This window comes from Dasania sp. GY-MA-18, from assembly GCF_024734385.1.
Lineage (GTDB): Bacteria > Pseudomonadota > Gammaproteobacteria > Pseudomonadales > Dasaniaceae > Dasania > Dasania phycosphaerae.
In genome coordinates this window covers 205,062-221,814 of the sequence record NZ_JANHAP010000003.1, presented here as the reverse complement: position 1 = coordinate 221,814, position 16,753 = coordinate 205,062, and the positions used below count along the sequence as shown (strand labels likewise).

Genomic DNA, 16,753 nt, shown 5'->3' with positions numbered 1-16,753 from the left:
AAGGAATTAACCATGGCAGAATATTCAACCTTTACTTCTGAATCCGTTTCAGAAGGCCACCCCGATAAAATGGCTGACCAAATTTCAGATGCCATCTTAGACGCCATTATTGCCAGAGATAAAAACGCTCGCGTGGCGGTAGAAACGCTGGTAAAAACCGGCATGGCCGTAGTGGCCGGTGAAGTCTCAACCTCTTGCTATGTGGATTTAGAAGATATTATTCGCGACGTTATCACCGGCATAGGCTACAACAGCTCGGCGGTAGGTTTTGATGGCGCCAGCTGTGCGGTACTCAATGCTATAGGCAAACAATCTATAGACATTAATGTAGGCGTGGATCGCGGCAAGCCCGAAGAGCAAGGCGCTGGCGACCAAGGTTTAATGTTTGGCTATGCCACTAACGAAACCGACACCTTAATGCCTGCCGCGGTTTACTACTCGCACCGCTTAGTGGAACGCCAAGCGAAATTGCGCAAAGAAGGCATACTGCCCTGGTTGCGCCCTGATGCAAAATCGCAAGTGAGTTTACGTTATGAAAACGGCAAGCCCGTCGCCATAGATGCGGTAGTGCTATCCACCCAGCACGACCCCGAAATTGCATTAGATGATTTACGCGAAGCCGTGATAGAAAATATTATTTTGCCGGTATTGCCCGCCGAATGGTTGCACGCCGACACTAAATATCACATCAACCCCACCGGCGTATTTGTTATCGGCGGTCCGGTAGGTGACTGCGGCTTAACCGGTAGAAAAATTATTGTTGATACCTACGGCGGTATGGCGCGCCACGGCGGCGGCGCTTTCTCGGGCAAAGACCCTTCAAAGGTTGACCGCTCGGCAGCTTATGCAGGCCGCTATGTGGCTAAAAATGTAGTGGCCGCTGGCTTGGCTGAGCGCTGCGAAATACAAGTGTCCTACGCCATAGGCGTGGCCGAACCCACTTCTATTTCGGTCAACACTTTTGGCACCGGCACGGTTAGCGACGATCAATTAGCCGCCGCCATACGCAAAGTATTTGACCTGCGCCCTTACGGCATTAACAAGATGCTGGACTTAGAACACCCCATGTATCAGCTCACCGCGACTTATGGCCATTTTGGCCGCGAGCCCTTTGAGCACACCTATAGCTGGAAAGACGAAAGCGGCCAACAACAGTCAGACACGTTTACCGCTTTTAGCTGGGAAAAAACAGATAAGGTTGATGCACTGAAAGCTGCGCTTTAACTACATCAAGCAATAAGCCGCAAGTTTTAAGCGGCAAGACTAAACAAAATATTTATTTTTAGGATTTTATTATGAGCGATTATAAAGTAGCCGATATTTCTTTAGCCGATTGGGGCCGTAAAGAATTAGACATAGCCGAAACTGAAATGCCAGCCTTAATGGCTATGCGCGAAAAATACAGCCCCAGCCAGCCTTTAGCCGGCGCTAAGATTTTAGGCTGCATACACATGACCATACAAACCGGTGTATTGATTGAAACCTTGGTGGCCTTAGGTGCAGAAGTTCGCTGGTCATCGTGTAATATTTTCTCTACCCAAGATCACGCCGCTGCTGCCATTGCCGCCGCTGGTGTGCCGGTGTTTGCCTGGAAAGGTGAAACTGAAGAAGAGTACGAGTGGTGCTTAGAGCAAACCATTTTAAAAGATGGCCAGCCCTGGGATGCCAATATGGTATTGGATGATGGCGGCGACTTAACCCTGATGCTGCACAACAAATACGGCCACATGTTAGACCGTATACACGGCATTACTGAAGAGACCACCACCGGCGTACACCGCTTACAAGAGATGTTAGAAAAAGGCACCTTAAAAGTGCCTGCGGTTAATGTTAACGACTCAGTAACCAAGTCAAAAAATGACAACAAGTACGGCTGTAGACACTCATTAAGCGACGCCATCAAACGCGGCACCGATCACTTATTATCTGGCAAAAAAGCCTTGGTTATAGGCTACGGTGATGTAGGTAAAGGCTCTGCCCAATCGCTAAACCAGGAAGGCATGATAGTACGTGTTGCCGAGATAGATCCCATCTGCGCCATGCAGGCCTGCATGGATGGTTTTGAAGTGGTGTCGCCTTATAACAACGGCATAAACACCGGCAAGCCAGAAGATACTAACAAAGCACTATTAAACAACACTGACTTAATCGTGACCACCACTGGCAACTTCAATGTGTGCGACTCAGCGATTTTACAATCGCTAAAATCAGGTACGGTAGTCTGTAACATAGGCCACTTCGACAATGAAATCGACACCGCCTATATGCGAAAAAACTGGGAATGGGATGAAGTTAAACCACAGGTACACAAGGTCTACCGCAACAAAGCTGAAAACGATCACTTGATACTATTATCAGAGGGGCGTTTGGTAAACCTAGGCAATGCTACCGGTCACCCTTCGCGTATTATGGATGGCTCTTTTGCCAATCAGGTGCTGGCACAAATTTATTTATATGAGCGCAAGTTCGCCGACCTGGAAGCTGACTTAAAGCCAGCGGCTATTACCCTAGAAGTACTGCCCAAAAAGCTGGACGAAGAAGTAGCCGCACATATGGTAAACGGTTTTGGTGGTGTATTAACTAAGCTAACCCCAGAACAAGCGGACTATATAGGCGTATCGGTAGACGGCCCATATAAAACGGAAACCTATAAGTATTAATTTTAGTCGCTAGTGGCTTAGCCACTAGTCGCTAGCAGAACATTAGGCCGCGAATTCCTCTAGGAACTAGCGGCTACCAACTAGAGACTCTTTCCATGTCCAAACGATTTTCTTTTGAGTTTTTCCCCGCTAAAACCGATGCGGGCAAAGAAAAACTTAAATTAGTACGCGCTGAGTTAAACCAGCTAAACCCTGAGTTTTTTTCTGTGACCTATGGTGCCGGCGGTTCCACCCGCGATAACACTAAGGACATAGTGTTAGAAATGATAGACGAAGGTATAGACACCGCCCCACACCTGTCTTTTGGTAGCGACAGCAAAGAAGAAATGCTGGAACTGATCACTAGCTACAAGGACGCCGGCGTAAAACGCATGGTAGCCCTGCGCGGCGACATGCCTTCGGGCTTAGGGGCGCAGCGCCTGGTATATGCCAGTGAGTTAGTTGCCTTTATACGCGAGCACACCGGCGATCACTTTAATATAGAAGTAGGCTGCTACCCCGAGATACACCCCGATGCCGACGGCTACGCCCAAGACATACAGTTTTTAAAAGAGAAATTGGACGCCGGTGCCAACAGCGCGATCACTCAGTACTTTTTTAATGTAGATGCCTATTTCCACTTTTTGGAAAAGTGCGACAAGATAGGCATAGACAAGCCCATCTATCCCGGCATTATGCCCATCATCAACCACCACAACTTAATGCGTTTTTCTAAGACCTGTGGTGCCGAGATACCACGCTGGTTGGGTTATAAATTAGAAAGTTTAGAAAACGACCCCGAAGGCTTAAAGGCTTTTACCACCGATTTTATTAGCAGTCTATGCGAACGCTTATTAGCGGGCGGCGCCCCGGGCTTGCATTTTTACACCATGAATCTGGTAGAGCCGAACAAAACCATTTGGCAAAACTTAAAACTTTCTTAATGTGATTGATTGAGCATGCGCGTACCTAGAATTTTTACTCAAAACACACTGGTCACTGGCCAAACCGTTGAGCTAGAAGCGCAAGCCAGTCATCATTTAAGTAAAGTTTTACGTATGCAAAATGATGCCGCCCTCATATTATTCAATAATCAGGGCGGCGAGTTTGATGCCAACATAGTCAGCCTTTCTAAAAAATCCGTTAGCGTTATTATAGGCGAACACCGCAGCGACAATAGACAATCCCCTTTACCGGTACACTTAGGCATAGCCATGTCTAAGGGCGACCGTATGGATTGGGTAATGCAAAAAGCCACCGAATTGGGTGCCACTGAGATTACACCGCTGTATACCGAGCGCACCGAGCTGAAACTCAAAGCCGATAGAGCCGAAAAAAAACACAGCCACTGGCAAAATATTATTATCAGCGCCTGCGAACAATGCCAACGCAACCTGCTACCGCAGCTGCACGCCCCCACCCCCTTACTAGACTGGCTTAACAACAGTCAAGCCGAGAAAAAACTGGTATTACACCACCGCAATACGAAAAAGTTAAACCCCGCCGACAGCCCCAACAGCGCCGCTATTTTAATCGGCCCCGAAGGTGGCCTCAGTGATCACGAAATTGAACAGGCTCTAGCTCAAGGCTTTAACGCCCTAAGCCTAGGCCCCAGAGTGCTGCGCACCGAAACCGCACCACTGGCCGCCCTAACCCTGCTGCAATCGCTGTGGGGTGATATCTAATTTTTTAATTATAAAAAGGCCTCCAGTATTGAGGCCTTTTGACTTTAGTCTTTATCCTAGGAACTAGGAACTAGGAACTAGGAACTAGGAACTAGGAACTAGGAACTAGGAACTAAAAACTTTACCCCTTCATCGTATCTATCATATCCCGCAAATAAAAAAAGCTGGAGCCTAATAAATAACCGGGCTTGCGCAGCAAAGTACCGCCGGGGAAAGTGTGGTGTTTTATTTGATTCCAGATATCGTAACGCTGGGTATTGCCCATGACTTTTTCTGCCAATACACGGCCGGCTATATGTGTAGCCACCACACCAAAGCCTGAAAAGCCCTGCACAAAATACACATTATCGGCGTAACGCCCCATATGTGGCATGCGGTTAACCGATAAATCTATATGGCCGCCCCAGGCAAAATCTATTTTGACATCTGCTAACTGCGGAAACACTTTTAGCATATCTTTAAACATGCTTTTGCCTATGTCTTTGGGGTCTTTGCCGCTGTAAATAGTTTTGCCGCCAAACAGTAAGCGGTTGTCGGCGGTAATACGGTAGTAATCCAATATATGGCGCATATCACACACCGCTTGGCCTTGGGGGATAAGCTTGGCTACGCGCTCAGCCGCTAGTGGTTCGGTGGCGATCACATAGGTGCCGGCGGGCATGATTTTCTTTTCTAGCTTGGGTGCGGCCTTACCCAGGTAGCAGTTAGCCGTCATGATCACCTGTTTTGCTTTTACCTTGCCGTGAGCGGTAGTCACTACAGGCTCATCGCCGCCCTGCACATCCAGCACGGGTGAGTGTTCGTAGATACGCACACCTAAATCGGCAGCAGCCTTAGCCTCACCCACCGCCAATTTTAAAGGGTGTAAGTGGCCGTTGCTTTGATTATCTAAAGCGCCTATGTAGCTATTGCTGTCTATATAGTTTTTCACATCCTGCTGCGAAATAAGACGGTAGTGTTCGGCACCGCCCCACTTTTCCGCCTCGGCTATATAGTCATGCATGTAGTTCACATGCGACTTACACATGGCCGCCAACAAATAGCCCTTTTTTATATCGGCATTGATCTTATATTTTTCGGCTCGGTCATAAATAATTTGTTTGCCTTCGTTGCTCATGTCGGCAAAAGTTTTGGCGGTGTCATAGCCAAATTTAGCCTCCAAGTCATCATAGCTATCACGCCAACCGCCTATAATCTGGCCGCCGTTGCGGCCCGAAGCCGCCCAGCCCACTCTCACGCCTTCTAGCAATACGACATCATGGCCTTGTTCAGCTAACTCTATAGCCGCTGAAATGCCCGCAAAGCCGCCACCTATAATGCACACTTCGGCTTCTATATCAGCTTGTAAACGTGGGTAGTCTGCCACCTCGCCTACCGTAGCGGCGTAATAGGAATCGACGTGCTGGCCCTTGGCATTTTTAAATACAGAGTGAGACATAATAAAACTCCTACAACATAAACCTTGCTCGCCTGCACACAAAGGCAAGCAACAGGTAGTAATCAATAAATTTACAAAAGAGAAACGATCAGCGGTAGCAATTACCAGTAGGTAGCAAACATCACCACCCAAGCCGCAGGCAAGGTGAGGATGTGGCGGCCGCCTGTACCATGGCTTAAACAGGCAGCGGTTTTAGGTAGATACTGAAAAGTCATGCCAACACACATTAGCGAATGAATATACATTCATTATAATGCCGCAACAGCACTTGTCCACAATTTTTTAAAAAAAGATAAAACCCTATTAAAACAATGCCTTATGATGAACGCCTATTCATTATAAACCTTTGCCAAGCTGTTCACAGGGTTTTACCTACCGCTTTTTAACTAGTCTTTAAACGCAAAAAACCGAGCTGGGCTCGGCTTTTTGCGTTTAAAGTGAAGACCTTCAGCTATTGCAGCGCCAGCACCTGCTCCTGTATGTAATCCACATTGGGGATTACCGCCTGCTCACCATGCACCAGCACATGGCCTAACTCAGCGGGGCCGGTTTCCACATCCTCATTAACTATGTCGTTGGGCTGTATACGCATTAGGCGCGGCACACTTTCGGCGATAAGGCCGCAAAACGGGAGCTTTTCACCATCCACCAAGGCATTGAGTACGGCAATACGACGGTTAGCACTTTGGCTAACAAAAGGCTCCTCATTAATCGCCTCAAAGGACACCACCGGCACTTCTATACCGCGCCAATTGATATTGCCTAAAAACCAAGTAGGTAAATCACTTTGCTCGGTACTGGGCTCAATATAGGGGATAATTTCCGCCACCGTGACATTGGGCACCACCAACTGCTTACCATTCATAGGTATTAATAGAGTGGCTAATTCATCGTTTACTGTTGTTACTACTTGTTCACTCATCGTCTAACCTCTTGCTGGGCAATGGGCTGCGCCATAATATGCGCCAATTGCATCGCTAATTCTTCTGGGCTGCCTTGAAAGCTAACACAGCCAGTGCTCATTGCGGCCTCGGGCATGGCCGCACTCACACAGGTGGCGGGGCTTTGCGCCCACACTTTGCCGCCACAGGCTTTAACTACGCGGCAACCAATTTCGCCGTCATTACAGGTGCCGCTAAATATAATCACGCCGAGTTTTTTCCTATACTCTTTGCCCAGCTCGGCTACCACCTGATCAATTGAAGGCTGGTAAGGGCCCTGCCAGGGTATGGCCGTTTTAATCACGCCGCCAAAGGGTAAAAATCGTAGTTGGGCGTCGGCTGGAACGACCAACGTTTCGCCGGCCCGTAAATTTTGTTCACGGTTTATCAGGCGCAAGGGGTAACCCTGCTCGGCCCCCATGCCGCCCGCTAAGTAATTATCAAATTCTGCTTCTATATGCTGCACATATACAAAGGCTATGGGTAAACCTTTGGGCAGGCTGCTTAAAAAACGCTTAACCATTGCGGGGCCACCCAATGAGGCGGCCAGCACCCAAACCTGTACAGCAGGGGCCAAGCCAACATTGTCAGCGCCATTATTTTCTATACTGAGACCTGCCACCTTTTCCAATAAGCGCTTTTGCCACAATTGATAGCGCTGCATATGCTGAGCAGTAGGTAACTCGTCATTAACTAAGATGGGCTTGTCGCTACCATCACAGACTATGTGCAAAATACTCTGGTCGTGCTGCGCGCTAATATCCAGCAGCCACATATCCAAGTGTTCATCGTGATGCTGCTGAAGATAGTCGACCAAGGGCTGGCTGCCTAGGCTTACATCTATGCTCACCGCAATGCTATTTTGCGAGCCGCCGACTAAGGCCATTAGCGCCTGCCTGCCCAGCTCACTGTCGGTTACCAACGCCACCCGCCGGGCATGTGCCGTCATCGCTTAATAACCTATCACCCTGCTACAGCGCCGGTAAGCTCTTGTATAGTTTCTAGTAGCACCGTCTCTTGGTAAGGCTTACCCAGGTAGTGATTAACCCCTAAGCTCATGGCGCGCTCTCTGTGCTTATCACCAGTACGCGAGGTAATCATAATTATGGGTAGCTCTTTTAAACGGCTGGTGTGCCTTACCCGGCTGGCGACTTCAAAGCCATCCATGCGTGGCATTTCTATATCCAGTAGCATCACATCAGGGATGCGCTCCATTTCATTAAGCTGCGCGACGGCGTCGATACCATCTTTTGCTAACACTACCTCCATGCCTTGACGCTCTAAGAAGCGCGAAGTTACTTTGCGCACGGTTACCGAATCATCCACTACCATCACTTTAGTGATGCGATCTTCTTCGTAGCGGCTTTCATCTTGCGGTATCAATACATCTCTATGCGCATGCAGGGCATCGGCGCGTATCATGGCAGGCAGATCCAAGATGATAACCACATTACCATCACCCAACACGGTGGCACCCGACAAGCCTTGCACCATGCTAAATTGGGGGCCCAAGGGTTTCACCACTATTTCGCGCGAGCCCATCAGATGATCAACTTGTATTGCCACCGAGTGGTCAGCACCGCGAACTAAAATCACCGGTAAGGGCATGCTGCGGCCTTCCAAAATCGGTTTTTCGCCGCGGTTTAACAGTGCGCCCATATAGCGCAATAAATAGGATTGGCCGGCATATTCAAATAGCGGGGCATCGGGCTGATAGTAAGCCTCTAGCTCGAAGGGGCTAACCCGCACTATACCCTCTATGGTGTTTAGCGGTATCGCATAGTTGTCGCCGCCTATGTTAACCATTAAGGCGCGGTTAACCGATACGGTAAAGGGCAGGCGCACAATAAAGCGGGTGCCTTGGCCGTAGATAGACTCTATGTCCATGGTACCGCCCAGCTGTTTGATTTCGCTGTGCACCACGTCCATGCCTACGCCGCGGCCCGATATTTGTGTCACTTTGTCAGCTGTACTAAAGCCGGCCTGCAAAATAAATTGCAAAATTTCATGATTAGAGAGGCTGGCATCAGGCTCCATTAAACCGCGCTCTATGGCTTTTTTCTTCACCGCGTCTAAGTTGATACCGGCGCCGTCATCGGAGAGAGTTAACACGATCTCGCCACCTTCGCGCGCTAAATTAAGGGCAACAGTGCCGCGCGGTGACTTACCCGCCGCTTGACGCTGCTCTTTGTTTTCTATGCCGTGATCTACCGCGTTGCGTAACATGTGCTCTAAGGGCGCGACCATACGCTCTAACACGGTACGGTCTAATTCACCTTCGACATTATCTAAACGGAAGTCGACTTTTTTATCCAGCTCGCCACTGACCTGCCTGACGATACGGCGCAACCTGGGTACCATGCGTGAGAAGGGCACCATGCGTGAACGCATCAAACCTTCTTGTAGCTCGGTATTAATGCGCGACTGCTGCACTAACAAGGTTTCCATGTCGCGAGCTTTATCGGCCAGCGTGCCTTTAATATCGGTCAAATCCGATGAGGACTCTAACAGCGAGCGCGATAATTGCTGCAGCTGTGAATAGCGGTCCATTTCTAAGGGGTCGAACCCCTCTAGGCCTTCACTCTCTACCTGCTCTTGGCGATAGAGAATTTGCTGCTCGGTTTCCATATCCAAACGACGCACCTGCTGCTGCAAGCGGTCGACGGTGATTTGCATATCGTCTAGCGAGAAAACCAGCTCCGAAATTTGCTCTTCCGCACGGCCACGGGAAATAGAGGTTTCACCCGCAAGGTTAACCAGCTCCTCTAATAACTGCGCCGACACTTTGACCACTTCTTGCGGACCGCGCTTACTATCAGCGGGCAGAGGCGTTACCGTGTCGTTGCTGGCTGCAGGAGCGGTAAAAGGTGTGATTGTTTTTTCGGGCTTGGCCGCTGCTAAGGGCAGGTTAAATTCATTGCGCTGCTCGGCAACAGGCTCACTCAGCGGTTTAACTTCAGGCTGGGCTGCTGGCTCATCTACCGCAGGTAAATCGGTGGCTATACCGACCAGACTTTCACCCTGCTTAAGCTTTTCAACCATAACCACTAACTGATCTTGAGTGGCTAGGGTTTCAGCCATCAGCGCGTCATCGGCCTGTAAATTATCTAAATCTAGGCTTTCCAAACGCGTTTCAAAATTATGACTGAGATCGCCTATGCTGCTAATACCCGCTAAACGCGCGCCGCCTTTAAGGGTGTGTAATACACGCAGTAATTCATCGGGGTGGGCGCGATTGGTTCTATCTTCGCTCCAAGCATGTATAGCTTCATCCAGTGACTCTAATAGTTCACCCGCCTCTTCCATAAAGATTTCGATGATTTCATCATCCAGCTCTTCATCATCGTCGGCGCTGGCAGTGCTGCTATCCGCTGGCGCTGCTAGCGGCTCTGATTCGCTTATGGTTTGCGACTCTGGTTCAGATTCAGGCTCAGGTTCTGGCGCTTGCTCTAGTTGCGGCTCTATAGGCTCGAACTCATCGCTGGCCTCACTAACGTCGCTGCTAGCGATAGCATCGGCCTCTGCGGTTTCAGACTCGGCCATAGGACTGCCTGCCGACATGCTAAAGTCTTCTATCGCCGCTAACAAAGCTTCATCAAAAGCTGGCGTTTGATGGCCAGCAATTTGGTCTAACATATCAATTAAGGCGTCATTGCCTTGTGCTGCCAAGTTACAAAACGCTTCGCTTTGTTCACCGGCATCTATGGCCTGCCTATAGAAAACTTGCATCGCTTGCGCCAGCTCGACAAAGGCGGGCATATTAATAATTTCAGCACGCTCTATCATGCGAGAAAACTGTATTAGCAACTGCTGTTGCTTGCCTTCATCCAGCTCGTCTTTAGCCCAAGCCAGTAGTTTTTGCTCAGCATCGCTTACTACGTCTAGGCTCAGAGTTAAAAATTCATTTAGCGCCTGCGGCGGAATACTGTTGTCTTCGGCGTTGGCATCGGCGGCGACAGCTAAGCGCTCTTGATGTATGTTTGCTAGCTGCGTTAAAAAATCGTCACTGCCTGGCAGTGTTTGCATGGGGTTAGTACTAAGCTGTGCCGAGCCCTGCGAAATGTAGCTAGAGGTTTGTTCTAACAGCTCAACAATGCTGTGATCAGCCTTCATTTGCATGGCGCGCAAATCTTTTATCAAACCTTCCACCGGCCCTACTATCATCGCCACTGGGGTAATACCCGCCATATTGGCGCTGCCTTTTAAGGTATGTAAGGCACGCTGCAATTCGTCGGTTAAATCGGCGGGGCCCGCTAGCTCGTGGCAATGGCTGATAAATTGATCCAGCACTTCCCTATGCGTAGCAGCTTCGCCGGCAAAGATCTCCAGCAGTTCGTTATCAACGGCCTCTTCGCTTTCATCGGCCAGCTCTAAGGCCAAAGCATCTTCCTCTGGCTGTTGCTCTGGCTCTTCTATACTCAAACCATCATCAAGCTGCGAAGTTTCTTCTACTTCAGGCTGTGCTTGTACAGCTTCGGCTGCAGGCACGTCACCGGCAATATAAGCTTCGGCGCGGGCAATAAAGGCCTGTGCCGTGGCGCCCTCTATAGGCTGGCGATTTTCAAAAGCGCTAACCATGGTAGGCACATAGTCGGCAACTTCAGCCGCTAGGCTTAAGTGCTGGCCCTCTAAATTTAATGAGCCATCGATAATGGTATTGAGCAGGCTCTCTATAGCCCAGGCTAACTCACCTATATCGGTGGCCCCCACCATACGGCCGCTGCCTTTTAAGGTATGAAAAGCACGGCGCACAGTGTCTCTTGCGTCACTATTACTGTGGTCGGCCTGCCATTGCGGTAAGTACTCGGCTATGGTTTCTAAAACTTCGCCGGCTTCTTCAATGAAGATCTCTACAATTTCAGGATCGTAATCTTCATCTTCTTCTACAGCGGCGGCTGTTGCGGTTTCAAGGTCGGCAATAGGCTCTGGGCTGGCTGCAGCATGGCTTTCGCTAAGCTCTTCGGCGTCTTCAAAATCTATAGTGGTTTCGTCGGGATCGACAAACTCAGAAGCCATGGCCTCGGCTAATAAGGGTATATCTTCTGGTGACAGTTCACCTACCTCATCGCTAGCCGCTGAGGGCTCGGGCTCTAAGGTCGGTGGCTCTACAATAAATTCTTCTGCTGCGGCAAGTATCGGCGGTTCAACACTCTGCTCGCTACTTTGTTGTTCGCTATGACCCTCACTAGGCTGTTCATCATTGAGCACTGGGGGCTCATCTAACAGCGGTGGCTCTACACTGGCTGGTTCAGCTTCGGCAGCCAACAGGGGTGGCTCATCGGCACTAACGCTGTCAGCCGCCACCGGATAGCCTAGCTCAGCAACACTGTCGGCCGCCATATCTAAAATAACACTGCCGTCACTTTCTGGGTCTTCGATTAGACGCTCTAAATAATAATCTACCGAGGTAATCGCATCGGCTAAAGTATCTAACACCTGCCAATCGGGTACGCTTTTGTTGGCCAGTAAATCGCGGCTAACATAGGTTTCGCAGGATTTTAAAATTGTGCTGGCACGGGCTAATGGCACCATGCCTAAACTGCCAATAATATTTTGTAATTGCGCGGGCACATCGGCCAAGCAACTGTGATCCCACTGGGTGGCGACAAATTCTATAACCGCATCTTTAGCCTGTTCTAAGCCTACTCGCGATTCACGCAGCACCGATTCAAAAGCCGTATCTAAATGGCCCTGAGCCTCTTCGCTATCGTTAAACAGCTCTTGTTTTTGTTCAGGTTCAACTAATTCATCAGGCTTAAGTTCTAGGCAGATAGCGGTAATCGCTGCCAGTACCTCGGCAATTTCCTGGCTATCAATATCGGTTGCCAACTGTTTGGCAAAACGCGTGTATAAATCATGCAGCTGTTTAAGATGACTACCCAAGCCCAGTATGGCCATGGTATCGCAGACCCGGCGAAACAGAGGCAATATACCTGCTAGCGCCACACTATCTGTGCCAGCCACTTGCATTTGCTGCTGTATATCGGAGAGCTCATTGGCTAGCGCCACCATTACCGCGTGCATAGCGGCACTATCGGGCGTGGCCAAATCGCCACCGTCTAAATCGCCCTCACCCAGTAGCGAGCCAGCCAAATTAAAATCGTTTTTAATTTCTTTAATATAACGGGAGTTGGCCTTGCTGCGCGCCACGTAATAAAGCAAGTTTTTAACTAGGTCTTCTGGATATGGCGCCAATACCGCCAGCTCACCTTGATCGATAATGTTTTTGATTTGCCTATCAACTTGGCGCAGCAAAATTTTTACCGAGACGCTGGTCTCTATAGAGCCATTTAGCAAGCCCTCTAAAACTGCTATACAAACACGCCATATAGCTTGTGAGGATTGCCCTTCTGAAACTTTTACTAAGCGCGCACAAACTTTTGCTAGGTAATTTAAATTTTTCCTAACATCTTTGCCGCGTATTAAACCTAATAAAGCAATTTGGTACATTTGCCTTAGTTTATGTGCAACCTCGGTTAGCTCTTTACCTGAAATACTTAGCGCTGTTGCGGCATGACCTTCTTTGGCCATGGACATATCGGGGGCAAATAAAACCGTTTCTGATAACAGTTGCTCGCCGCGCACAGCACGCAAATCATTTAATACCGGCAATAAAATGGACGGCAGGCCATGGCGCGAAGCTTTAACCCGCTCTAAATATTTGGGCAGCTGCACCATAGCGGCATGCAATACTTGCAGGGCATCTTCTATATGGCTTTCGTGTATGCGGTTATGGGAAATGGCATCCGCTACGTATTCCATTTCTTCGGCCAGTAATGCAGCGCCGAAGAACTCAACCATGCGCAAAGTGCCTAACACTTGATGGATATGTGTTAAACAAAAACGCAACTTGGTCGCATCATCACGATTGGCAATATAGGCATCTAAAGCTTGCGCGGCCTGTTTGAGAGTTTCTTCTATCTCTCCAGCTACCCAATCTAGCGCAACATAATCTCGACGCTCAACCATTCTCTATGGCCCTTTTTTTATCAATTCAATCAGCGCTTATTGCTCATGAGCATGAAGGTAAGCCAATACGCGTTCATCAGCTAACCGTTTCATTTTTGGGTGGTTCCACTGTGTAACCTCACCCGCCCCCATGACTAACAAACCGCCGGGCTTCAAGCGTTCGGCAAACATATCCAGTATTTGTTTATGACGCCAACGCTGAAAATATATCAGTACGTTTTGACAATAAATAATATCCATTTTTATGGCTGGCGCTTGTTCCAGCTCTAGGATATTACCCTGCGTAAAACATAGTTTTTGTTTCAGGCTAGGAACAACCTGGAAGTGTTTATCCTCTTGCTCTGAAAAGTATTTAATTTTTGTTTCTGCCGGCATGCGCTCTAGCTTGCGCGGCGCATAAGCACCTCGCCGGGCGTAACTTAATGCGGTTGAACTAATATCGGTTGCCGTCACCCCTATAAAAATTTTAGCCTGGGTATAATCGACCATGTCGCTGGCAACCATGGCAAGAGAGTAAGCCTCCTCACCTGTAGAGCAACCCACACTCCAAATTTCTAATGTATCATCTTGCGGCCTTTGCTGGGCATCAAGGCGGTTGAGTAAAAACTGCTTAACCGCATTAAAGGCATCAGCATCTCTAAAAAAACTGGTTTCCTTAACCGAGATGCGATCCACCAACAAAGACCATTCAATGGCTCCTTGAGGTACGGCACTGACCTGCTGAAAATATTCATCGTAATCACTAATGCCTATCTCCCGCATGCGCAACACTAACCCAGCTTGCAAAATAGATCGGTGTTGCATAAAGCAAATACCGGTGCGCTGCTCTAGTAATGCCTGCCACTGCTCATATTGCTTATCGCTTAATGGCGCTAGCGGCTCATATGCCCACGACGCCATGACTATTTACATCGCCGCTATCGTAGGCTGTGGTGAGCATGGTGAATTACTCAACCTCCACCAGTTCCATATCTATTTCGGTAATATCAGCACCCGCTTCTTCCAATAGCACATCTTCCTCTTCAGGCAGTTTGAAACCCGCCACCGATTCTTTCAGTTCGTTCGCCATGCCGGCCAAGTTACCGATAGATTGCGCGGTTGCAGTAGTACCTGATGAAGTTTGCGAGGTAATCTCTTGGATTACATTCATGGTATTGGAGATGTGGCCCGCTGACGATGCCTGTTGGCGCGCCGCGTTCGAAATGTTTTGAATCAATTCCGCCAGTTCCTGCGATACGGTTTCGATTTCTTCCAGTGCAGTACCCGCGTCTTGTGCTAAGCGCGCACCTCGCACCACCTCGGCGGTGGTTTGTTCCATCGAGATTACCGCTTCGTTGGTATCTGACTGGATAGTTTTTACCAGCGCCTCAATCTGCTTGGTTGCAGCTGATGAACGTTCCGCTAGGCGCTGTACCTCATCCGCAACAACCGCGAAGCCCCTACCGGCGTCACCCGCCATCGAGGCCTGTATGGCAGCGTTAAGTGCCAGGATGTTGGTTTGGTCGGCGATGTCGTTGATCAAAGATACGATGTCACCAATCTCCTGTGACGATTCACCCAATCGTTTAATACGCTTAGAGGTTTCTTGTATCTGCTCACGGATGTTATCCATGCCGTGTATGGTGTTTTGTACCACTTCGGCACCGGTGTTAGCGATGGCAACCGAGCGCTCCGCAACGCTGGCTGATTCGGCCGCGTTGGAAGATACCTGGTCGATGGTCACCGCCATCTCGTTAACCGCCGCTGATGCCCCGGCAATTTCTTGCGCCTGATGCTCAGACGCTTCGGCCAAGTGCAGTGCAGTGCCCTGTGTTTCTTCTGCCGCCACCGATACTTTTACCGCGGTGTCGTTTATTTGCGATACCAGTATTCTTAATTGGTCGATAGTAAAGTTGATAGAGTCGGCGATGGCGCCAGTAAAGTCTTCCGATACCGTTGCAGTGGTGGTTAAGTCACCGTCCGCCAAGTCGGCTAGCTCATCCAGTAAACGCAAGATAGCGGTCTGGTTACGCTCGTTGGTATCTGCCGTTTCGTTCAAGCGGGCGCGGGTATTACGGAAGTTTTGTATACCTATCATAAATACCGCAAAGATAGTGATACCCACAAACACCAGCGCGGTGGTAGTAGTTACCGTGCGCTCGCCCTCTAAGCGACCGATGCGGGCAGCTAGCTCACTGGTTTGCTCCATCATGCGCGGCGCATCAACCAAGATTTTATCGGCAGCTTCACGCGCTTTTAACAAGTCGGGAGAGGCTTGGAAGATTTCATCTACCGAGCCACTCACAAATTCAAACAGCTGGCTAATACCCTCTAAGCTGGCTTTAGCCTCGGCATCGGTAACGCGGGTAATACCCATTACGCGATTACCTTTCAGCATGCCATCCAGCACGCTACCAAACAAACTCGCATCCAAGTTAAATTGGTCGGCCGCCGCTTTAGCGGCATCGCCACCTTGTAGCATCTTATCGACGTTACGCGCGATACGCTCTGCCAGCCATGACTGCCTTTGGGCTATAGACACTTGGTCGGCGGGGGCTCGGTTATCGGTAAGGATTTCAACAACGTTGTTATACTCTTCTTGCAGCTCGGGTATAGATTCGTTCAGGGTTCTAGCAACATCATGTAAAAACAGTATACGTTCACGGTTTTTTACAATGGTTTCTGCCGAGGTGTTAACCTGCGCCCAGGTTGAGCCCAGCGCCGACAACTCATCGGTTAACATAGCCTGCGGCGAGGGCAAGTCGCCCTTACCATTGAGCAATACACGCAAGGTATCGTTAAAGCTATTTCGTGAATTATCTAGCTGGGTAAACGCCTCTGGGTCTCCGCCGGTCGCCTGCCGCGAACTGGTGGCGATTTGTTGCGACAATATACGCAGCTCACCCGTTAGCTCTAGATACTGCGCATCGTGCCCCGCATCCCTAAGAACGATATACGCATTAATTATCGCCCCCACCAAGCCTGCGGCCAGCAACACTATAAAAAATAGTATGGTGCGATTTGTCGACAGCTTAGCAGCTGCACCTTTTGTTTTAGCATTCATGCCCGGAACTCCCAGCCCAATATCCGATCGATCATTAA

The 16,753-nt window shown here is 49.3% G+C and carries 10 protein-coding genes; 4 read left to right on the top strand and 6 right to left on the bottom strand.

Going from position 1 to position 16,753, the window contains the following annotated elements:
* Positions 1-12 precede the first annotated feature (12 nt).
* The 4 genes from metK (at position 13) to NO559_RS05165 (ending at position 4,324) form a co-directional block, all read left to right on the top strand.
* Positions 13-1,224, top strand: coding sequence for a methionine adenosyltransferase (metK, locus tag NO559_RS05180; RefSeq protein ID WP_258330733.1), 1,212 nt, complete (start codon positions 13-15; stop codon positions 1,222-1,224).
* Positions 1,225-1,295: 71 nt separating this feature from the next.
* Positions 1,296-2,660, top strand: coding sequence for an adenosylhomocysteinase (gene ahcY / locus NO559_RS05175; RefSeq protein ID WP_258330732.1), 1,365 nt, complete (start codon positions 1,296-1,298; stop codon positions 2,658-2,660).
* A 95-nt stretch (positions 2,661-2,755) separates the two neighbouring features.
* Positions 2,756-3,583 (top strand): methylenetetrahydrofolate reductase [NAD(P)H], encoded by an 828-nt coding sequence (gene metF / locus NO559_RS05170; RefSeq protein ID WP_258330731.1) that lies wholly within the window; start codon positions 2,756-2,758, stop codon positions 3,581-3,583.
* Positions 3,584-3,598: 15 nt separating this feature from the next.
* Positions 3,599-4,324, top strand: coding sequence for a 16S rRNA (uracil(1498)-N(3))-methyltransferase (locus NO559_RS05165; protein WP_258330730.1), 726 nt, complete (start codon positions 3,599-3,601; stop codon positions 4,322-4,324).
* Between the two features lie 121 nt (positions 4,325-4,445).
* Here NO559_RS05165 and NO559_RS05160 read toward each other — a convergent pair whose 3' ends face one another.
* From NO559_RS05160 to NO559_RS05135, 6 genes are all read right to left on the bottom strand, one after another.
* Positions 4,446-5,762 (bottom strand): FAD-binding oxidoreductase, encoded by a 1,317-nt coding sequence (locus NO559_RS05160; RefSeq protein WP_258330729.1) that lies wholly within the window; start codon positions 5,760-5,762, stop codon positions 4,446-4,448.
* Between the two features lie 451 nt (positions 5,763-6,213).
* Positions 6,214-6,684 carry a chemotaxis protein CheW gene (locus NO559_RS05155; RefSeq protein WP_258330728.1) on the bottom strand — a complete coding sequence of 157 codons (471 nt, stop codon included), beginning with the start codon at positions 6,682-6,684 and terminating at the stop codon, positions 6,214-6,216.
* Positions 6,681-7,652, bottom strand: a complete 972-nt coding sequence (locus NO559_RS05150) for a chemotaxis protein CheB (protein ID WP_258330727.1) — start codon at positions 7,650-7,652, stop codon at positions 6,681-6,683. The genes NO559_RS05155 and NO559_RS05150 overlap by 4 nt, the downstream gene beginning before the upstream one ends.
* A 14-nt stretch (positions 7,653-7,666) precedes the next feature.
* Positions 7,667-13,672, bottom strand: coding sequence for an Hpt domain-containing protein (locus NO559_RS05145; RefSeq protein WP_258330726.1), 6,006 nt, complete (start codon positions 13,670-13,672; stop codon positions 7,667-7,669).
* A 36-nt stretch (positions 13,673-13,708) separates the two neighbouring features.
* Complete coding sequence (locus NO559_RS05140) at positions 13,709-14,572, bottom strand: protein-glutamate O-methyltransferase CheR (protein WP_258330725.1); 864 nt, start codon at positions 14,570-14,572, stop codon at positions 13,709-13,711.
* A 46-nt stretch (positions 14,573-14,618) separates the two neighbouring features.
* Positions 14,619-16,715 carry a methyl-accepting chemotaxis protein gene (locus tag NO559_RS05135; protein ID WP_258330724.1) on the bottom strand — a complete coding sequence of 699 codons (2,097 nt, stop codon included), beginning with the start codon at positions 16,713-16,715 and terminating at the stop codon, positions 14,619-14,621.
* Positions 16,716-16,753 lie beyond the last annotated feature (38 nt).